Origin of the sequence: Cellulomonas soli, assembly GCF_013409305.1 — a bacterium.
Classification (GTDB): Bacteria; Actinomycetota; Actinomycetes; order Actinomycetales; family Cellulomonadaceae; genus Cellulomonas; species Cellulomonas soli.
Window position 1 is genome coordinate 63,154 of sequence record NZ_JACBZJ010000001.1, and the last position, 19,514, is coordinate 82,667.

The 19,514-nt window shown below is 75.1% G+C and carries 15 protein-coding genes; 7 read left to right on the forward strand and 8 right to left on the reverse strand.

The features are described 5' to 3' along the window. Positions 1–34: 34 nt before the first annotated feature. Entirely contained in the window at positions 35–586 is a 552-nt protein-coding gene (locus BKA22_RS00295) for a hypothetical protein (RefSeq protein ID WP_223203477.1), read from the reverse strand. A 212-nt stretch (positions 587–798) separates the two neighbouring features. Here BKA22_RS00295 and pepN point away from each other — a divergent pair, with 212 nt between their 5' ends. Then, positions 799–3,393, forward strand: coding sequence for an aminopeptidase N (gene pepN, locus BKA22_RS00300; protein WP_146952161.1), 2,595 nt, complete (start codon positions 799–801; stop codon positions 3,391–3,393). Positions 3,394–3,414: 21 nt separating this feature from the next. Here pepN and BKA22_RS00305 read toward each other — a convergent pair whose 3' ends face one another. After that, on the reverse strand, positions 3,415–3,999 hold the full coding sequence (locus tag BKA22_RS00305; RefSeq protein ID WP_146952160.1) for a P-loop NTPase family protein: 585 nt from the start codon (positions 3,997–3,999) through the stop codon (positions 3,415–3,417). A gap of 97 nt (positions 4,000–4,096) precedes the next feature. Then, positions 4,097–6,232: a 4-alpha-glucanotransferase gene (malQ, locus tag BKA22_RS00310; RefSeq protein ID WP_223203476.1), complete on the reverse strand. Its 2,136-nt coding sequence runs from the start codon at positions 6,230–6,232 to the stop codon at positions 4,097–4,099. Between the two features lie 165 nt (positions 6,233–6,397). Between malQ and BKA22_RS00315 the strand changes: the two genes are divergently transcribed. Continuing rightward, positions 6,398–8,638, forward strand: a complete 2,241-nt coding sequence (locus tag BKA22_RS00315) for a prolyl oligopeptidase family serine peptidase (RefSeq protein ID WP_146952158.1) — start codon at positions 6,398–6,400, stop codon at positions 8,636–8,638. Then, positions 8,635–9,702 (forward strand): mechanosensitive ion channel family protein, encoded by a 1,068-nt coding sequence (locus BKA22_RS00320; protein WP_146952157.1) that lies wholly within the window; start codon positions 8,635–8,637, stop codon positions 9,700–9,702. Before BKA22_RS00315 ends, BKA22_RS00320 begins: the two co-directional genes overlap by 4 nt. A gap of 11 nt (positions 9,703–9,713) precedes the next feature. Here BKA22_RS00320 and BKA22_RS00325 read toward each other — a convergent pair whose 3' ends face one another. Both BKA22_RS00325 and BKA22_RS00330 read right to left on the reverse strand, forming a co-directional pair. Beyond that, positions 9,714–10,169 carry a PTS sugar transporter subunit IIA gene (locus BKA22_RS00325; protein WP_146952156.1) on the reverse strand — a complete coding sequence of 152 codons (456 nt, stop codon included), beginning with the start codon at positions 10,167–10,169 and terminating at the stop codon, positions 9,714–9,716. Positions 10,170–10,184: 15 nt separating this feature from the next. Then, a complete protein-coding gene (locus BKA22_RS00330) occupies positions 10,185–10,415 on the reverse strand; it encodes a PTS sugar transporter subunit IIB (protein WP_146952155.1) in 231 nt (76 codons plus the stop codon). Positions 10,416–10,543: 128 nt separating this feature from the next. Here BKA22_RS00330 and ptsP point away from each other — a divergent pair, with 128 nt between their 5' ends. From ptsP to BKA22_RS00350, 4 genes are all read left to right on the forward strand, one after another. Next, entirely contained in the window at positions 10,544–12,259 is a 1,716-nt protein-coding gene (gene ptsP / locus BKA22_RS00335; RefSeq protein WP_223203475.1) for a phosphoenolpyruvate--protein phosphotransferase, read from the forward strand. A 48-nt stretch (positions 12,260–12,307) separates the two neighbouring features. After that, complete coding sequence (locus BKA22_RS00340) at positions 12,308–12,691, forward strand: globin (protein WP_146952153.1); 384 nt, start codon at positions 12,308–12,310, stop codon at positions 12,689–12,691. Positions 12,692–12,698: 7 nt separating this feature from the next. Next, positions 12,699–13,577: an acyl-CoA thioesterase gene (locus tag BKA22_RS00345; protein WP_146952152.1), complete on the forward strand. Its 879-nt coding sequence runs from the start codon at positions 12,699–12,701 to the stop codon at positions 13,575–13,577. Positions 13,578–13,639: 62 nt separating this feature from the next. Further along, a complete protein-coding gene (locus BKA22_RS00350) occupies positions 13,640–15,271 on the forward strand; it encodes an SDR family oxidoreductase (RefSeq protein ID WP_146952151.1) in 1,632 nt (543 codons plus the stop codon). A gap of 37 nt (positions 15,272–15,308) precedes the next feature. Here the strand turns inward: BKA22_RS00350 and BKA22_RS00355 are convergent, their stop codons facing one another. From BKA22_RS00355 to BKA22_RS00365, 3 genes are read right to left on the reverse strand one after another with little or no spacing between them, the layout of a single operon-like run. After that, positions 15,309–15,812 (reverse strand): acyl-CoA thioesterase, encoded by a 504-nt coding sequence (locus BKA22_RS00355; protein ID WP_146952150.1) that lies wholly within the window; start codon positions 15,810–15,812, stop codon positions 15,309–15,311. Continuing rightward, a complete protein-coding gene (locus BKA22_RS00360) occupies positions 15,809–17,563 on the reverse strand; it encodes a GTPase (RefSeq protein ID WP_223203474.1) in 1,755 nt (584 codons plus the stop codon). The genes BKA22_RS00355 and BKA22_RS00360 overlap by 4 nt, the downstream gene beginning before the upstream one ends. Beyond that, a complete protein-coding gene (locus BKA22_RS00365; protein ID WP_223203473.1) occupies positions 17,533–19,509 on the reverse strand; it encodes a dynamin family protein in 1,977 nt (658 codons plus the stop codon). Before BKA22_RS00365 ends, BKA22_RS00360 begins: the two co-directional genes overlap by 31 nt. Positions 19,510–19,514 lie beyond the last annotated feature (5 nt).

The window sequence follows — 19,514 nt, forward strand, 5'->3', positions numbered from 1 at the left end:
GTCCGGCTCGGGAACCCGGTGGCCCCGCGTCGTCTCAGGGCAGCTGCGACCAGGCGCCGCTCGCGAGCCGGAAGCCGACGCCGTCGGCGCCCGTGCAGGTCACGCCGTCGGTCGCGCTGGTGCAGGTGTAACCGCCGACCGTCATCGACGAGCCGTACTCGAGGGTCGCGACGTCGTCGCCCGCGACGGCCGGGGGTGCGCCGTCGACGCACGGGACGGTCACGCCGTCGGTGCTCAGGACGAAGACGTGCCCCGTCTGCCCCGTACACCCGGCCGCGACGGGCGCCTCGAAGCGGATCGAGGCGATCGTGCAGGTGACGCCGTCGACCGAGACGGTGCAGGCGATGTTCCCGCTCGGCATCCGGAACGTGGTCGGCGCCGTGCCCGCGGTGCCCGTGCTCGTCGACGGGGACGAGGCCACGGTCGCGGCGGTGCCGGGGCCGTCGTCCGGGGTCGACGAGGTGGACGACCCTGCGACCCAGACCCCGACGAGCACCAGGAGGGCGAGCACGAGCACGACGTCGGCGACGACGAACGCGAGCATCCCTCGCCCCATGCCGCGTTCCCGCGGACCCCCGTTGACCATGCCCCTCCTCTGCGCGGCACACCGGCTGCCGCGCCCCAGGATCACACGACCGGCACCCCGCCTGCACCCCGTGCCCACCCGGCGGCGGCGCAGCCGGCGGGCCTGTGCACAGGCACGGTCGGGCACGGGGTGCCGTGGCATGATCGTCGCGGCCACGAGCCGTGACCGCTCCCCGCCGAGCGCCGCTCGGCACAGCCTGAAGGAGACCCCGCGTGCCCGGTGAGAACCTGACCCGTGCCGAGGCGCGCGAGCGCGCCTCGGTCGTGCGGACCGCGTCGTACGACGTGACGCTCGACCTGTCGAGGAGCCCGAAGACCTTCGCCTCGCGCACCGTCGTCCGGTTCTCTGCGACCCCGGGCGCCGGGACGTTCGTCGACCTCGTCGCACCGGCCGTCCATGCGATCACCCTCAACGGTCACGCCCTGGACCCTGCCGCGGTGTTCTCCGACTCGCGCATCGCTCTGGAGGGGCTCGCCGAGCAGAACGAGCTGGTCGTCGACGCCGAGTGCGCGTTCATGCACACCGGCGAGGGGCTGCACCGGTTCGTGGACCCGGTCGACGACGAGGTGTACCTGTACTCGCAGTTCGAGGTCGCCGACTCGCGCCGGATGTTCGCGGTGTTCGACCAGCCGGACCTCAAGGCGCAGTTCACGTTCACCGTGACGGCCCCGGCGCACTGGCAGGTCGTCTCCAACTCCCCGCAGGTCGGCGAGCCCGCGCCCGTGCCGGACGGCGTGAACGCCAACGGTGGTGTCGACCGCGGCACCGCGACCTGGACGTTCGAGCCGACGCCGCGCATCTCCTCGTACATCACGGCGGTCGTCGCCGGCCCGTACCACGTGGAGCGCGGTGAGCTGACGAGCTCGGACGGTCGCACGGTCCCGCTCGGCGTCTACTGCCGCGGGTCGCTGGCCCAGCACCTCGACACCGACAACATCCTCGACGTGACCCGCGCGGGCTTCGCGTTCTACGAGGAGAAGTTCGGGGTGCCGTACCCCTTCGCCAAGTACGACCAGCTCTTCGTCCCCGAGTTCAACGCCGGCGCCATGGAGAACGCGGGCGCGGTGACGTTCCTGGAGTCGTACGTGTTCCGCTCCAAGGTCCCCGAGGCCACGGTCGAGCGCCGCGCGGTGACGATCCTGCACGAGCTCGCGCACATGTGGTTCGGCGACCTCGTGACCATGCGCTGGTGGGACGACCTGTGGCTCAACGAGTCGTTCGCCGAGTACGCCTCGACCCTGGCGGCCGCCGAGGCGACCCGCTGGACGAGCGCCTGGACGACCTTCTCCTCGCTGGAGAAGTCGTGGGCCTACCGGCAGGACCAGCTGCCCAGCACCCACCCGATCGTGGCCGACATGCGCGACCTGGAGGACGTCGAGGTCAACTTCGACGGCATCACCTACGCCAAGGGCGCCAGCGTGCTCAAGCAGCTGGTCGCCTGGGTCGGCCAGGACGAGTTCTTCGCCGGTGTGCGTGCGTACTTCGCCAAGCACGCCTGGGGCAACACCGAGCTGCGCGACCTGCTCACCGAGCTGGAGGTGACCAGCGGTCGTGACCTGTCGGCCTGGTCGGGTCTGTGGCTCGAGCAGGCCGGCGTCACGCTGCTGCGCCCGGAGATCGTGACGGACGCCGAGGGCACCATCACCGACTTCGCCGTCCTGCAGGAGGTGCCCGACTCGCACCCCGTGCAGCGCCCGCACCGCCTGGCCATCGGCGGGTACGACGTGCAGGACGGGCGGCTCGTGCGCACCCTGCACGTCGAGCTCGATGTCGACGGCGCCCGCACGCCCGTGCCCGCACTCGTCGGCCGTCCGCGCCCCGACCTCCTGCTGGTCAACGACGAGGACCTCGCCTACGCCAAGACGCGCCTCGACCCGCAGTCGCTGGCCACCGCGATCACCTCGCTGGGCCTCTTCGACGACTCGCTGCCGCGCACCCTGGTGTGGGCGGCAGCGTGGGACGCGACCCGGGACGGCGAGACGCCGGCCCGCGACTTCGTCGACCTCGTGCTCGGCAACATCGAGCACGAGACGGACTCCTCCGTGGTCCTGGTCCTGCTGCGCCAGCTCGCCACCGCGCTCGACCTGTACGTGGCTCCCGAGCACCGCGAGGCCACGACGGTCGCTGCCACCGACCGCCTGCTCACGCTCGCCGAGGCCGCTCCCGGCGGGTCGGACACACAGCTGCAGCTCGTCAAGGCGTTCGCCTCGCACGCCTCCACGCAGGCACAGCTCGACTCCGTCGCCGCGCTGCTCGACGGCCGTCAGGTCCTCGACGGCCTCTCGATCGACACCGACCTGCGCTGGGAGCTGCTGGCCTCGCTCGTCGCCGGCGGTCGCGCGGGCGAGACGGACGTCGCCGTCCAGCTGTCCGCGGACCCGACCGCGACGGGTCAGCGGGCCTCCGCCGCGGCGCGCGCGGCGATCCCGACACCGGAGGCCAAGCAGCGCGTGTGGGCCGCCGTGGTCGACGCGGACGAGCTGCCGAACGCGTTGCAGGCCGCCACCATCGGCGGCTTCGGCCGGGTGCACGACCGTGGCCTGCTCGTCCCGTTCGTGGCGCCCTACTTCGACGCGTTGGAGAAGGTCTGGGCGGACCGCACCAACGAGATGGCGCAGAACATCGTCGTGGGTCTCTACCCGACCGACCTGGCCGACGACGAGCGGGTGGACGTCCTCGGTGCGACCGATGCCTGGCTGGCCGAGCACGAGGACGCCGCCCCCGCGCTGCGCCGACTCGTGCTGGAGTCCCGCGACGGTGTCCGACGGACCCTGGCCGCGCAGGCAGCCGACCGCCTGCGCGCCTGAGCGGGGCCGGCGTCCCTCAGCTCAGGCGGTCGAGCCGGGCAGGGCGTCGAGCCACCGGCGAGCCGCGCGCGGTGACGTCAGACGCAGCACCGGGACCGTTCCCTCGGCCATCAGCGCCAGGTAGCGGTCCCGGTACGCGTCGTGCTGGGTCCACGCCCAGCGGACGATGTTCTCCTCCGGCTCCGGGCGCAGCAGCGAGCGCCACCGCTCACGGTTGCCGTGCCAGAGCTCGCGCCGCAGGGCCACCCGCGCCAGGGTCCGGCGGACCACCCGGGCCATGACGACTCGGCGCGAGAAGTCGAGCCAGACGACCAGGTCGACCGGCAGGGCGTCACCCAGGCGCTGGTTCCAGTTGCCGTCGACGACCCAACCGGCCGCGGCCTGCGGCGCCGAGACGAAGCGCCGGACCGCGGCGCGCCCGTCGGCGGCGTCCACCATCTGCCAGTCCGGCCCCCAGAACGCCTCGTCGAGCTCCAGGTGAGGGATGTCCAGCCGGGAGGCGACCCGTCGGGCGAAGGTCGTCTTCCCGGCCCCGCAGTTGCCGACGACCTTGATCCTGCACGCCGTGGCCGCCGCCGACTGCTCGTACGCCCGCGTCTCGTCCACCGCGGCAGTCTGCCACGGCACCGGGCCCGCCCCCGACGGCCCGTCCGGCGAGGCCCGGCCGTGCCCGACGACCGCGTCGACGATGCGTCGGCGCAGGTCAGCGCCGCGACTGCAGCACCGCGACGAGCGAGCGCAGCCGCGGGCTGTCGAACAGGTCCTCGATCAGCACGACCTGCCCCGAGCCGTCGGCCAGCGGGACCTTCCAGTTCGGGTACTCCTGGTCGGTGCCGGGCTGGTTCTGCGCGCGACGCTCCCCCACCGCGTCGGCGAGGGAGACGCCGAGCAGCACCGACGGGGTCGCCATGACCCAGCGGTGCAGCGCCTCGACGACCTCGCGCTCGGACGGATCCTCGCCGAGGAAGCCTCGTTCGCGCAGCAGCCCGATCATGCGCTCGCGCTCGACCCGGGCGGCGGCGCGGACCGTCTCGACGGGCTCGGTGAGCAGACCGAGGCGCTCCCGCAGCGCGACGTGCTCACCGGCCAGGTACCCGGCGCTGGGCGGCAGGTCGTGCGTGGTGACCGTGGCCAGGACCAGCGGTCGGTAGTGCTCGGGGGCGAGCGGCCCGCCGGTCATCTCGTGCTCGAACCACAGCACGGACGTGCCCAGCACGCCCCGCTCGGACAGGTAGTCACGCACCCACGGCTCGACGACGCCGAGGTCCTCGCCGATGACGACCGCGCCGGCGCGGTGCGCCTCGAGCGCGAGGATCCCCACGAGCGCCTCGTGGTCGTAGCGGACGTACGCGCCCTCGGCCGGCGAGTGACCCTCGGGCACCCACCACAGCCGGAAGAGCCCGATGACGTGGTCGATGCGGATCGCCCCCGCGTGCCGCAGCACGGTGCGCAGCATGTCGCGGTACGGCCGGTAGGCCGCACGTGCCAGGGCATCGGGGTGCCAGGGCGGCTGCGACCAGTCCTGGCCCTGCTGGTTGTACATGTCGGGCGGCGCGCCCACGGTCGCACCTCGGGCGAGCACATCCGCGAGCGCCCAGGAGTCGGCCCCCTCCGGGTGCGCGCCGACCGCGAGGTCGTGCATGATGCCCAGCGCCATGCCGCCGTCCAGCGCGGCCTGCTGCGCCTCCGCGAGCTGGCAGTCGGCGACCCACTGCAGCCACCGGTGGAACTCGATGCGCTCGGCCAGCTCCGAACGGGCGGCCGTGACGAGCGTGGAGGTCGGGTCCATCGCCTCGACGGGCCAGGCCCGTCCGGCGTACCGCTCGGAGAGCGCGCACCACAGGGCGAAGCCGTCGAGCCCCGAGCCCTGCTCCTCCTTGAACTGCACGAATGCGGCCTCACGCGCGGCCGAGCGCGGGGCGGCGAAGACGACCTCGAGGGCGGAGCGCTTGGCCGTCCAGACCGCGTCCCGGTCGATGGGGCCCGGGTCGGTGTCGAGCGCGAGGACCGTCTCGGCGGACCACTCGACGAGCGAGCGGTCGGCTGCGCTCAGGTAGGCGGTCTCGCGCACGTCCTCGACGCGGATGTACAGCGGGCTGACGAACCGGCGCGTCGTGGGCAGGTAGGGCGAGGGCGTGACGGGCACGGTGGGCTCGGAGGCGTGCAGCGGGTTGATCAGCAGGAAGTCCGCGCCGCAGCGTCGCCCGGACAGCCACCCGAGGTCGGCGAGGTCCGCCAGGTCCCCGATGCCCCACGAGGCGTGCGAGCGCACGGAGTACAGCTGGGCCATGAAGCCCCACGCGTGCCGGTCCCGCAGCACCTCGGGCAGCTCGAGGCGGGCGGGGGTCACGACGACCGGGCTGTGCGCGTGCGCGCTCGGCCCCTCGGCGTGCACCTCGTGCCAACCGAGCGGCAGGTCCGCCGGGAGCGTGAACGTCGCGCGCCCCACGAGGCGCCCGTCGACCGTGCGCGGTTCGACGTAGACGTCGGCCTGCGCGATCTCCCGTCGCCCGCCGCCGACCTCCGGGTCGAGCTCGAGCCAGACCTCGACGGGGTCGCCGTCCGTGACGTGCACCGGGACGTGGCCGTGGCGTCCCTGCCGGACGACGACGACGGGCGGCAGCACGCGCCTCCACGGCATGTCCTCGACGTGCGCGGTGGCCAGGGCGATCCGCGCCGGGGACGAGGCGTCGACGCCGAGCGCCCCGAGGACGCCGCGCAGCGTGTCGGCGGAGACGTCGCGGCGGGTGCCGTCGAACCCCCAGTAGTCCGGGGTGATGCCGTAGGCGCCAGCCAGGCGCAGCAGCTCGTCGGAAGGGCGCTGCTGGTCGTCGGCCACGGCCCGATCCTGCCAGAAGGGTCCACGGGTCCGCAGGAGCAGCGTGGGCGCGTCACGGCCCTGCGGGCCACCCGCTGACCCTCGGGGCATGGCCCGACGATCGGGCGGCTGCCTCGCGCAGACGGCACGACCCCCGCACGGCTGCACGTCGTAGCCTTGCGGACCATGACCGCCGAGACCACGCGCACCACGTCCGCGGCCCTCCCCGCGCACTACCCGCCGGCCCGCCGCACCGACCTGGTCGAGCACCTGCATGCTCGCCCGGTCGCCGACCCGTACCGCTGGCTGGAGGACCCCGCCGACCCCGAGACGGAGCAGTGGTCGGCCGCGCAGGACGCGCTCTACGCCCGTTACCGCGAGCGCTGGGAGGACGCGGGCGACGGGCCGTTCGTGACGGGCACGTTGACCGCGCGCCTGAAGGACCTGCTCGGTGCCGGGTTCGTCGGTGCGCCGGCGTGGCGCGGGCAGCGGCAGTTCTTCGCACGCCGCACGGGCGAGCAGGAGCACGCGGTGGTGGTCGTCGTCGAGCCCGGTCCGGACGGCACCCCGGTCGAGCGGGTCCTGGTCGACCCCGTGGCGATCGACCCGGCCGGCACGACGACGCTCGACGCCTGGCAGCCCTCCAAGGAGGGTGACCTGCTCGCGTACCAGGTCTCCAGCGGCGGGACCGAGGAGTCGGTCCTGCACGTGCTCGACGTGTCGAGCGGTGAGGCCGTCGACGGGCCCGTCGACCGTGCGCGGTACTCCCCCGTCGCCTGGGTGCCGGGTGGGGCGGCGCTGTACTACGTGCGCCGGTTGGCGCCCGAGCTGCTGCCCGAGGACGAGCGGCAGTACCACAGGCGCGTGTGGCTGCACCGGGTCGGCACCGACGCCGCCGAGGACGTCGAGGTCTTCGGTGCGGGCCTGGACATGACGAACTACTACGGGGTGTCGGTCTCGCGCGACGGCCGCTGGCTGATCGTCTCGGCTTCGGCGGGCACCGCACCGCGCACCGACGTGTGGATCGCCGACCTGTCGGAGCCGGGTGCCACGACGGCTCCGCGCTTCGTCCCGGTCGCGGTCGGCCTGGACGCCGAGGTCGGCGCGTGGGTCGGCCGGGACGGCCGGCTGTACGTGCACACGAACCTCGACGCCCCGCGGGGGCGGCTCGTCGTCACCGACCCGACACGGCCGGGCGTCGAGCACTGGCGCACGCTGCTCGCCGAGGACCCGGAGGCCGTGCTCGAGGACGTCGCGTTCACCGACGGCGGCGGCGCGGACAGCACGCCCGTGCGCCTGCTGGCCTCGTGGCGGCGGCACGCCGTCAGCGAGGTCTCGGTGCACGACCCGTCGACGGGCGCCCGCCTCGCCGGGGCGGACGGCACCGTGGTGCTTCCCGGGCTGGGCTCGATCTCCGGGCTGGTCACCCGCCCCGACGGAGGCACGGACGTCTGGTTCTCCTACACCGACCACGTCACGGTGCCGACCGTGCACCGGCTCGACACCACGACCGGCACGACCTCGCTGTGGGCCGCACCCCCCGGAGCGCTGGCGGACCTGCCCGACGTCGTCGTGCGGCAGATCGAGGTCACCAGCGCGGACGGCACGACCGTGCGTGCCTTCGTCGTCGCCCGCCGCGACGCGCTCGACGCCGAGGCCAACCCGACCGCGCCGGCCCCGACCGTGCTCTACGGCTACGGCGGCTTCCAGATCTCCCTCGACCCCGCCTACTCGGCGAGCACCCTCGCGTGGGTCGAGGCCGGCGGCGTGCACGTCGTGGCGAACCTGCGCGGGGGTGGCGAAGAGGGCGAGTCGTGGCACCGCGACGGCATGCGCGCCCACAAGCAGCACGTGTTCGACGACTTCCACGCCGTGGCCGAGCACCTGGTCGCGACCGGGTGGACGACGCCGGACCGGCTGGCGTGCTGGGGCGGGTCGAACGGCGGCCTGCTGGTGGGCGCGGCCCTGACCCAGCGGCCGGACCTGTTCGCGGCGGTCGTGTGCTCGGCCCCGCTCCTGGACATGGTCCGGTACCAGCGCTTCGGCCTGGGCGTCACCTGGACCGAGGAGTACGGGGACGCGGGCACCGCCGAGGAGCTCGACTGGCTGCTCGGGTACTCGCCGTACCACCGGGTCGTCGACGGCACCGCCTACCCGGCCACGCTGTTCACGGTCTTCGAGGGCGACACCCGGGTCGACCCGCTGCACGCCCGCAAGCTCGCCGCCGCACTGCAGGCCGCCACCTCCTCGCCCGTCGAGGACCGACCCGTGCTCGTGCGCCGGGAGACCGGGGTCGGCCACGGCGGCCGGGCGCTGTCGCGCACGATCGGGCTGACGGTCGAGCAGCTGCAGTTCGTCGCCGACCGGACAGGGCTCACCGGCCGTGACGCCGCCCTGGTCGACGGACCCGCCGAGGGCGTCCGATGAGCTCGCTGGTCGCGTCCGTGCGCCTCGCCGAGCCCTCGCCCTCCGCCTCGGCGACGTCCGACCCGCTGGGCGACGTCACCGAGGCCGCGGCCAAGAGCTGGGACTGGTTGCTCGGCGTGCCGTTGCGGATCTTCCTCATCGTCGTCATCGGCGCGATCAGCCTCGCCGTCCTGCGACGGGTGATCCGCAAGGTGACCGAGCACATCGCCGACGGCTCCTCGCTGCTCGATCGCGGACCGCTGCGCCCGCTCGGCGAGTCCGAGATGGCTTCCGCCCTGCTCAAGGCTGCGAACCCGCTCGCCAACGCCCGTCGCGCCCAGCGCGCACGCACGATCGGCTCGGTCCTGCGCTCGGGGGCGACCCTGCTCGTGGGCGGGACCGTGGCGATCCTCGTGCTCGACACGCTCGGCGTGAACGTGGCGCCGTTCCTCGCCTCGGCCGGGGTGCTCGGCGTCGCGATCGGTTTCGGTGCGCAGAGCCTGGTCAAGGACTTCCTGTCCGGGCTGTTCATGCTGCTCGAGGACCAGTACGGCGTGGGCGACGTGATCGACGTCGGCCCGGCGTCCGGCACCGTGGAGGCGGTCGCGCTGCGCGTCACGAAGATCCGCGACGGCGACGGGACGCTCTGGTACGTGCCCAACGGCACGATGCTGCGCGTCGGCAACAAGACGCAGGGCTGGGCGAAGGCCGTCGTCGAGATCGACGTGGACTACTTCGCGGATCTCGACGAGGTCCGCTCGCTGCTGACGGAGGCGGCCTCCAAGGTGGCCGACGACCCGGTCGTGGGCACGTACCTCGACGGCGAGCCGACGATCACCAGCATCGAGAAGCTCACGTCCGAGGCGGTCACGCTGCGCCTGTCGGTCCGCACGGCGCCCTCGATGCAGTGGGAGGTCGCCCGGGCGCTGCGGGTGCAGGCCCGTGCCGCGCTGGAGTCGGCGGACATCCCGCTGGCCGGTCAGCTCGACCGGCTCACGGCGCTGCGCGCGGGACGCCAGGCCTCGGCCCCGGACGATGACGCGCCGGTGCCCGGCACCCAGGGCGCGGCTCCCGACGACCGCTGAGCGGACCCGCCTCAGTCGACCCAGTCGAGCAGCGCCTCGCCCGCGGCGACGCTCGCGCCGGGGGCGACCAGCGGGCGCACCGCGGACGGGTCGGCCTGCAGCGCGACGACCGGGCACAGCGTGGACAGGCCGGCCAGCCCCACGTCGAGCGGCGACCAGGTGAGCACCCGTTGGCCGGCACGCACGTGCTGACCGGCCTCGACGTGCAGCGTGAACCCCGAGCCGCGCAGCGCGACCGTGTCGATCCCGAGGTGCACGAGGACCGTGCGTCCGTCACCCAGCTCGAGCGCGAACGCGTGCGGGTGCAGCGCCCCCACGACACCGTCGGCCGGTGCGACCACGTCCTGCGTCTGGGTGCGCGACGGCTCCACCGCGAGACCCGGGCCGACGATCTCCTGGGCGAAGACCGGGTCAGGGACGTCGGCGACCGCGCGGACCACACCCGGGACGGGGCTCAGCAGCTGCACGGCGCGCGGCCGGTCTCAGCGCAGGGAGTCGAGCTCGGCGGCGAGGTTGTCGGCCTCGGGGCCGACGATGACCTGGACGATGCGCCCGGAGCGGACCACGCCGAACGCGCCGCTCGCCTTGAGCGCAGCCTCGTCGACGAGCTGGGCGTCACCGACCTCGACCCGCAGCCGCGTGATGCACGGCTCGAGGTCGACGACGTTGGCGTCCCCGCCCAGCGCAGCGAGGATCTGCTCTGCCTTGCTCAATGGAACTCCCCAGTTCTCCAGGCGTCACCGGGCGACGCGCGACGTCCAGCCTAACGCGCTGCGTCCCGGCTGGCGCCGCAGCGCCCGGAGGGACGAGACTGCGTGCGACGACGAGGAGGTCATCGCACGTGAGCACGCACACCTCGCACGTGAGCGCCCCTGCGGGCACGCTCATCAGCGGTATCGGGGTCAGCCCCGGTCGTGTCGTCGGACCGGCGGTGCTCATGCCGGACCCTGTCGCCGAACCCCCGTCCGGCAGGCGCCTGGCACCCGGGGACGACCAGCAGGCGGCGGTCGACGCGATCACTGCGGCGTCGGCCCGCGTGCGCGAGTCGCTGGACGCGGCGGCCGAACGCGTCACCGAGAGCGACGCCCGGGACCTGCTCCATGCGACGGCCGCGATCGCGGCCGACCCGAGCCTGGTCGCGGACGCTGTCGACCGGGTCCTGCGCGAGCACCTGGTGCCCGAGCGGGCCGTGTGGGAGGCCGCCGAGGAGGTCGCCCGGCAGTTCGAGGCGCTGGGCGGCTACTTCGCCGAACGCACGCGTGACATCGCCGACGTGCGCGACCGGCTCGTCGCCGACCTGACCGGACGGCCCGCGCCGGGTCTGCCCGAGTCCGACGTGCCCTACGTGCTGCTCGCCGAGGACCTCGCACCCGCGCTGACCGCGACCCTCGACCCGGCCTCCGTGCTCGCGATCGTGACCATCGGCGGCGGGCCCACCTCGCACACGGCGATCCTGGCCCGCTCCCGCGGCATCCCGGCGGTCGTGGCCGCGCACGGCGCCGAGGGCGTCGTCACGGCGGGCACCGTGCTCCTCGTCGACGGTGCCGCCGGCACGGTGACGATCGAACCGGACGAGGCCCAGGTCGCGGCCGCACGATCGCGCGCCGCCCGGGCACGGACCTTCGACGGCACCGGCCGGACGTCCGACGGCGTGCACGTGGACCTGCTCGCCAACGTCGGCGACCCCTCGGAGGCCGCGGCGGCGGCCGCGTCCGGGGCGCAGGGCGTCGGGCTGTTCCGCACGGAGTTCGGCTTCCTCGGTCGCACCGAGGCCCCCGGCGTCGACGAGCAGGTCGCGATGTACCGGCAGGTGCTCGCCGCGTTCGCCGGCCGCAAGGTCGTGGTGCGCACGCTCGACGCCGGCGCCGACAAGCCGCTGCCGTTCGTCACCGACCGCGACGAGGCCAACCCCGCGCTGGGCGTGCGCGGGCTGCGGACCGCCGTCACGCACCCCGAGGTGCTCGAGGACCAGCTCACGGCGATCGCACGCGCCGCCACCGCCGAGCAGGCCGACGTGTGGGTCATGGCGCCGATGGTCTCCACGGTCGACGAGGCCGAGGAGTTCGTCGCCGCGTGCGCACGGCACGGGCTCACGCAGGCGGGCGTCATGGTCGAGGTGCCGAGCGCCGCGCTGCTGGCCGGCCCGATCCTCGCGCACGCGACCTTCGCGAGCATCGGCACCAACGACCTGACCCAGTACACGATGGCCGCCGACCGGCTGCTGGGGGCCGTCGCCGCGCTCTCGGACCCGTGGCAGCCCGCCGTGCTGGCGCTCATCGCCGCGACCTGCGCCGGGGCCGCCCAGCAGGGCCGACCGGTCGGCGTGTGCGGCGAGGCGGCAGCCGACCCGGCGTTGGCCTGCGTGCTCGTCGGGCTCGGCGTCGCCTCGTTGTCGATGACCCCGCGCGCCCTGCCCGACGTGGCGGCCGTGCTCGCGGCCACCAGCTCGCAGGAGTGCCGTCGGCTCGCCCAGCTGGCCCTGGCCTCGGCCCGGGCGGCCGACGCGCGCGCCGCGGTGCGCCGTGAGCTGCCCGTGCTCGCCGAGCTCGACCTGTGACGGACCGACCTTCCCGGGCGCCAGGAACGCCCGTGTGAGGATGTGCCGATGAGATCGGACTCCTTCTACGACACCGTCGGCGGGCACGACACGTTCGTGCGGCTCGTCGAGGCGTTCTACCGCGGGGTGGCCGACGACCCGGTGCTGCGGGCGATGTACCCCGAGGACGACCTCGGCCCGGCGGCTGCCCGCCTGACGGCGTTCCTCGAGCAGTACTGGGGCGGCCCGACGACCTACTCCGAGGAGCGCGGTCACCCCCGCCTGCGCATGCGGCACGCGCCCTACAAGGTCAACCCGGACGCACGCGACCGGTGGCTGACCCACATGCGGTCCGCGGTCGACGAGCTCGACCTGGCCCCCCTGCACCGCGCCCAGCTGTGGGACTACCTGGAGCGCGCCGCCCACTCCCTGCTCAACACGTTCGACGAGTGAGGACGCGATGACCACGGACCCCATCGCCACCACGCTGGCCGCGCTCGACCTGGTGGCCGACCCTGCCGATCCGGACCAGTTCACCGGACCGAGCCTGCCGCGACCCAACGGTCGCGTGTTCGGCGGGCAGGTGATCGCCCAGTCGCTGCTCGCCGCGGGGCGGACCGTGCCCGAGGGCCGGCTCCCGCACTCGATGCACGGCTACTTCCTGCGCGCGGGCGACGACCGCGAGCCGATCACGTTCGCCGTCGAGCGGCTGCGCGACGGCCGCTCGTTCACCGCCCGCCGCACGCACGCGCTGCAGGGCGGGGTGCCGATCCTGTCGATGATCGCCTCCTTCCAGGAGGAGCAGCCCGGGCTCGACTACGACGAGCCGATGCCGCGCGGGGTGCCCGGCCCCGAGGAGCTCACCTCGGCATTCGAGCTGTTCGCCCAGGTCGACCACCCGGTGGCCAAGTTCTGGGTCGACGAGGTCGCCTTCGACCTGCGGCACGTCGGACCCCCGATCTACCTGAGGCCCGACCCGCACCACGAGCGCGAGCTCGGCGGCCGCCAGATGATCTGGATGCGCTCGCGCGGGCCCCTGCCCGACGACCCGATGCTGCACCGGGCGATGCTCGCCTTCGCGTGCGACCAGGTGATGCTCGAGCCGATCCTGCGGCGCTCCGGTCGCTCGTGGTCCACGCCCGGGCTGTCGATCGCCAGCCTCGACCACGCGATGTGGTGGCACCGGGACGTCCGGGTCGACGAGTGGCTCCTGTACGTGCAGTCGACGCCGAACGCGCACGGCGGTCGCGGGCTCGGCGCCGCGCGCGTCTTCCGGCAGGACGGCAGCCTGGTCGCCTCGATCGCCCAGGAGGGCATGGTCCGGGTCCCGCTGGACTGACCGGCCCGCTGGACGGATCGGCCCCGGGTGCGACCCTGCGGCCCGACCCGCAGACTGCGAGGATGACGCCCGCCGCACGGACCGACCCGGGCCGTGTCGGCCCGGTGCTCGACCCGGCACCCGTCGCGGGGTCGCTCTCGGGCCTCGTCCCTGGCCTCGGCCCCGACGGCCGTCCGCGGACCGACGCGCCGCTGGTGGCGGTCACCGGCGTCACCGGGTACATCGGCGGACGACTCGTGCCCGAGCTGCTCGCCGCCGGGTACCGCGTGCGGGCCGTCGCCCGGCGGCCGGAGCGGCTGCGCGCACGACCCTGGCACGACGACGTCGAGACGGCCCGCGCCGACGCCGCCGAGCTCGACGAGATCCGTGCGGCGCTCACCGGCGCCGACATCGCCTACTACCTCATCCACTCCCTGGGCACCGGTCGCTCGTTCGAGGCCCGCGACCGGCACACCGCCCGGGTGTTCGCCCGCGCCGCCCGCGAGGCCGGGGTGCGCCGCATCGTCTACCTGGGCGGTCTCGCCCCGGCGGGCGAGGAGCTGTCCCGGCACCTGGCCTCGCGCGCCGAGGTCGGCGAGATCCTGCTCGCCTCGGGCGTGCCGACCACCGTGCTGCGCGCGGCCGTGGTGCTCGGGTCCGGGTCCGCCTCGTTCGAGATGATGCGCTACCTCACCGAGCGGCTGCCCGCGATGACCGTGCCCCGCTGGGTCGACAACCGCATCCAGCCGATCGCCGTGCGCGACGTCCTGCGGTACCTGGTCGGCTCGGCCGCCATGCCCACCGAGGTGAACCGCGGGTTCGACATCGGCGGGCCCGAGGTCCTCACCTACCGGCAGATGATGCAGCGGTACGCCGCCGTCGCGGGCCTGCGCCGACGGGTGATCGTCGGGGTCGGGGTGCTCACGCCCCGGTTGTCCAGCCTGTGGGTCTCGCTCGTGACCCCCGTGCCCGCCGGACTCGCCCGCCCGCTCGTCGAGTCGCTCGTGCACGAGGTCGTGTGCGACGAGCACGACATCGCCGCCCTCGTACCCGACCCGCCCGGCGGGCTCGTCGGGTTCGACCTGGCGGTGCGGCTCGCCCTGCAACGCGTGCACGAGGCCGCGGTGACGACCCGGTGGTCGTCCGCCGCCGTGCCGGGAGCACCGAGCGACCCGCTGCCGACCGACCCGGACTGGGCCGGCGGCTCGCTGTACGTCGACACCCGGCGGGTGCAGGTCGAGGCCTCCCCCGCCGCGCTGTGGCGCGTCGTCGAGTCGGTCGGCGGGGAGCACGGCTGGTACTCCTGGCCGCTGGCGTGGTGGGCGCGCGGCCTGGCCGACCGGCTCGTCGGCGGTCCCGGGCTGCGCCGCGGACGCCGGGACCCGCACCGGCTGCTCGTCGACGACGCGGTCGACTTCTGGCGCGTCGAGGAGGTCGTGCCCGGTCGGCTGCTCCGCCTGCGCGCGGAGATGCGGCTACCCGGGCTGGCGTGGCTGGAGCTGTCGGTCGAACCCGGGTCCGGCGCCTGGACGGACCCTCCCGCGGTCTTCGCCCAGCGCGCGCTCTTCCACCCGCACGGCCTGGCCGGTCACCTGTACTGGTGGGCGGTCTCGCCGTTCCACGGCCTGGTCTTCGGCGGCATGCAGCGCAACATCGCCCGGGCGGCGCGCACCGCCGAACGGGCCAGGACCGACCGTCCGGCCGCAGGGCGCTGACCCTGGTGGCGGGCCGACGGCGCCCGACCCGGCCGGGTCAGGCGTCGGTGCGCGAACCCCGGCGACGCATCCGCACCGGCTCCTCGACGTAGGGCGCCCACGCAGCCCGCACCTCCTCGTCGATGCGTTGCGGCGCACCGGTGACCGCGTCCACGATGACCAGGGTCGTGACGGCCTTGGCGTAGATCACGCTCGCGGGGTCGGCCGGCGGCAGGTCGCGCACCTCGTAGCAGACGTCGAGGCTCGCCCCGCCGAGGTGGCCCAACCACATCTCGATGACGACCGGCCGACGGCGGTACGCCAGCGGGCGCAGGTACTCGATCTCCTGCCGGGCCACCAGCGTCGACAGCGGAGCCCCCGGAGCGGCGTCGATGACGGCAGTCGGCCAGTGGCGCACCGACCCGTCCGGCGTCGGCGGGTGGCTCCAGAACACCTCGATGCGCGCCTCCTCGAGCAGGCGCAGCATCTCGACGTTGTTGACGTGCGCGTAGGCGTCCATGTCGGACCAGCGCAGCTGCACCGGCACCTCGAGCCTGGTCATCGGGCCCCTTCCGGGTCGTGGGATCGGTGGGCAGCGCCGGCTGCCCGGTCGGCGGACGTCCGGCACAGCGTCCAACGGTCGAGCTCGGCGGCCACCGGGTCGACGACGCGCTCGTTCGCGACGGCACGGACCGCGGCACGCAGGCGACGGCCGGCGGCCGCGGCGCGGCGTCGGGCACCCCAGCCGACGAGCAGCGAGGCCAGCAGCGCGAGCAGGACACCCGCGAGGAGGCCGCCGAGTGCCAGCGCGGTCGGCACGGGCAGCCCGCCCCACCGAGGCGTCGACGGCTCGGGCAGGCGCAGGTAGGCCAGCACGGCGAGCAGGCCAAGCCAGAGCAGACCGACGGCGGCCGCCGCGAGCAGCGCGCCGTGCAGGACGGCGGCCACCCGCCACCACCGCGGTGCGCGGTCCGGCAGCAGCGTCGTGGCCGCCACCGCCTGGTCGAGCGCGTCGGGCAGGGCGTCGACGGGCGCGGCCGCGCGTGCCGCGTCGGCCCACGCCGGCGGGGCACCCTCGAGCGCGGCACGGACGTACGTGCGCACCGCTTCCGAGACGCGTGCCCGAGTGACGGGACCACCGGCGGCCTGCACCGCTCCCGCGCGGGCCTGCGCGTCCGGCGTCGACCCGGGCCGAGGAGGAGCAGGGAGCGGCACATGCAGCCCGGTGCGCGTGGTCGTCGCCTCGCGCGGCGTCCCGGCGCGCAGGTGCAGCCGCCGCAGCGGGTCGGCCCGCCACCGGTGCACCCAGCGCAGCGGCGGCCACCCGGTGGCGGCCCGTCCCGCACGCGCGGCAGAGCCCCGCACCGCCTCGACGACGAGCGGCACCCCGGCCGCCACCTCGCACGCGCCGACGAGCTCACCGAGGTCGGGCGGCGTGCGGCGGGCGGTGCGGGCTGGTGCAGGGACCGCGTCCTGCACGCGTCGGCCGCCCGCCGCGACGTCGGCCTCGAGGCGGGCGACGGCAGCGCGGCGACGCGCGGCGGCCTGCCCGAGCAGTGCCCGCAGCTCGTCCACCCCGGCTCCCGTCCGGGCGCTGACCGCGAGCACCGGCACCGCGCCCAGACCGTCCTCGACCGCGAGCCTCCGCACGTCGGCCACGCAGGCCGCGACATCACCCTCGGAGAGGCGGTCGGCGTGGTTGAGCACGAGCACCATGACCGCGGCGTGCCCGGCCAGCGGGCGCAGGTACCGCGTGTGCAGGACCGCGTCGGCGTACTTCTGCGGGTCGAGCACCCACACGATGAGGTCGGCGCGCGCGTACAGCCGCTCGGCCACGGCGCGGTGCGCGGACTCCACTGAGTCGTGGTCCGGCAGGTCGAGCAGGACCAGACCGGGCAGCCCGCCGGACGCGACCTCGACCCGCGCACGCACGTCGAGCCAGTCGAGCAACGCGTGCGCCTCGGCCGCGCCGGTGCCGTCGTCCGGTCCGGCTCCTGGCCAGACGGCCGCGACCGGCTCGGCCGTCGTCGGGCGCAGCAGCCCCTCCTGCGCGACGTCCGTCCCGGTCAGGGCGTTGGCGAGGGACGACTTGCCGGAGCCGGTGGCCCCGGCCAGGGCGACCACGGTGCGCTCCGGTGCGAGCGCCAACCGCTCGCGCACGCGCGCCACCGTCGCGGTCAGGTCGACCACGAGCGCGGAGGGCAGCCGACCGTCACCGGCCGCCGCGGCCTGCTCCAGGGCGTCCACCCGGTCGGCGAGGTCACCGCTGCGCACCCCGCGCGTCACCGCTCGTCCCGCGATCGGCGACGCCACCAGCGCCACGACCGGCGCGCACCGGTCGACTGCCCGACGTCGCCGGTCGGTTCGATGCCCCCTGCTCCCGGCTCCCCGGGCAAGAGGTCCGCGCCGCGCAACCGGCCGACCGACGCCGTCCCCACCCGCCGCTGGTCGTCGTCCGGCGCACCAGCCGTCACGGGCGGCCGCGGGGCGGCCGCGACACGCTGCACCGCGTCCCGCACCCCGCGCGCGTCGTCGGCGCCCAGGCCGAGCGCATCGAGCGGCACGACGAACCGCGCCGACTCCCGGTCCGCCACCGTGCCCAACCGGGTGGTGAGCCTCTCCTGCGCGGTCCGGGTCAGGCGGCGGACCGCGTCGTCGCCGAAGACCGCCTCGAGCACGCGCTGGGCCAGGACCGCCGCGCCGCCCGCGATGCCCACCTCGGCACCCGTCAGACCGCCCGTCGAGGCGAACACGGCGAGCATGAGCGCCGCACCGAGCCCGTTGACACCGAGCGAGAAGGCACGAGCCGCCGTGCGCCGGCCCGCGCCCTCGTCGACCACCAGCGCCAGCACGTCGTCCTGCCAGGCCCGCACCTCGGCCGCCACGTCGGCCCGCAGCCGGGCGCGGTCGCCGGGGCCGACCTCGTCCAGCAGCCCGGCCCCTGCCTCGTCGGCGCGCCACGACGAGGCCACCTGCTCGGCGGCCGTCGACAGCGCGTCGACGACGAGGACGTCGAGGTCGTGCCCGATCGCCTCCTGGAGCGCCGGGACAGCCGGGGGCCGGCCACGCAGCGCGGCGACGAGCCGGTCGCGCAGCCGGGAGACCTGACGTTCCAACGAACGGAACAGCTCGCCGGTGCCGACCAGCTCCTGCCAGCGGGCCAGCACCTCGCCGCGCAGCAACGTGCCGTCCGACGTCGCCCGGGCGACGTCCGCGAGGGCGGCGGAGAAGGCGTGGTCCACCTGCGCCCGGAGCCGGTCCCGGCTCGATCGCTGCGCGTCGGCCGCCTCGGCGACGTGGCCCGCGCGCCGGACGACGTCCTCGAGGAGCCCGTCGCGCGTCTGGCCGATCGCGGCGGCCCGGGCACCGGCGTCCGCCCCGAGCGTGGTCAGCCACCGTGCGACGGGTGCGACCGCGACCGCCGGCAGGAGCCCGTCGACCAGCGGCGCCTCGGGGACCAGCAGGACCGGCACGTCGGCCAGCCCGTGCGCGTCGAGCATGGCGCGCAGGTGCGCGCGCACGGGCTCCTGCGCACCTGGGTCGACCCGGTCGAGCACGATCGCCAGGGCGACGGAGCGACGGGCGGCCTCGGCGAGCAGGTCCCAGGGCACGGCGTCGGCATACCGGGCTGCGGTCGTCACGAACAGCCAGAGGTCGGCGGCGCCGAGCAGCTGGACCGCGAGCGCACGGTTCTCCTCGACGACCGAGTCGATGTCGGGCGCGTCCAGCAGGGCGAGACCGGGCCACAACGCCTCGGCGGCGACGAGGCGCAACCCCGCGGGGTGACTGACCTCCACCCCGCTCCGACCGGCGGTGCCGGCCTCCTGGTCAGAGGTGTCGGCGCCGTCGAGGGTCGGGTTCCCGGACGCGGCGTCCCGCACCCGTGCGAGCCCGGGCAGGATGCGCTCGGTGGAGAACCACCCGGCGTCGTCGGGGTGGTGCACGAGCACGGGCCATCGCGTGGTGGGCCGCAGCACGCCGGCCGAGGTGACCTGCCGGCCGAGCAGGGAGTTCACCAGCGTCGACTTGCCCGCGCCCGTGGACCCACCGAGCACGGCGAGCAGGGGCGCACCCGACGAGCGCAGCCTCGGCAGCAGCTGGTCGTCGAGCTGCTGCAGCACCGCGGCCCGCGTCGCACGGGCCTCCTGGGCACCGGCGACGTCGAGCGGGAGGGCGACCTGGCCCAGGTGGGCACGCAGGTCGAGCAACGCCTCGGCGAGGGCGGACGGGTCCGCTCCCGCCGAGGCGTGCGTGCTCACGGCCG

Excerpts from the sequence above, each read along its gene's own strand:
- BKA22_RS00295 (WP_223203477.1), bottom strand. The coding sequence starts at position 586 with ATGGTCAACGGGGGTCCGCGGGAACGCGGCATGGGGCGAGGGATGCTC.
- BKA22_RS00315 (WP_146952158.1), top strand. The coding sequence starts at position 6,398 with ATGACCGCCGAGACCACGCGCACCACGTCCGCGGCCCTCCCCGCGCAC.
- BKA22_RS00320 (WP_146952157.1), top strand. The coding sequence starts at position 8,635 with ATGAGCTCGCTGGTCGCGTCCGTGCGCCTCGCCGAGCCCTCGCCCTCC.
- BKA22_RS00340 (WP_146952153.1), top strand. The coding sequence starts at position 12,308 with ATGAGATCGGACTCCTTCTACGACACCGTCGGCGGGCACGACACGTTC.
- BKA22_RS00345 (WP_146952152.1), top strand. The coding sequence starts at position 12,699 with ATGACCACGGACCCCATCGCCACCACGCTGGCCGCGCTCGACCTGGTG.
- BKA22_RS00350 (WP_146952151.1), top strand. The coding sequence starts at position 13,640 with ATGACGCCCGCCGCACGGACCGACCCGGGCCGTGTCGGCCCGGTGCTC.
- BKA22_RS00355 (WP_146952150.1), bottom strand. The coding sequence starts at position 15,812 with ATGACCAGGCTCGAGGTGCCGGTGCAGCTGCGCTGGTCCGACATGGAC.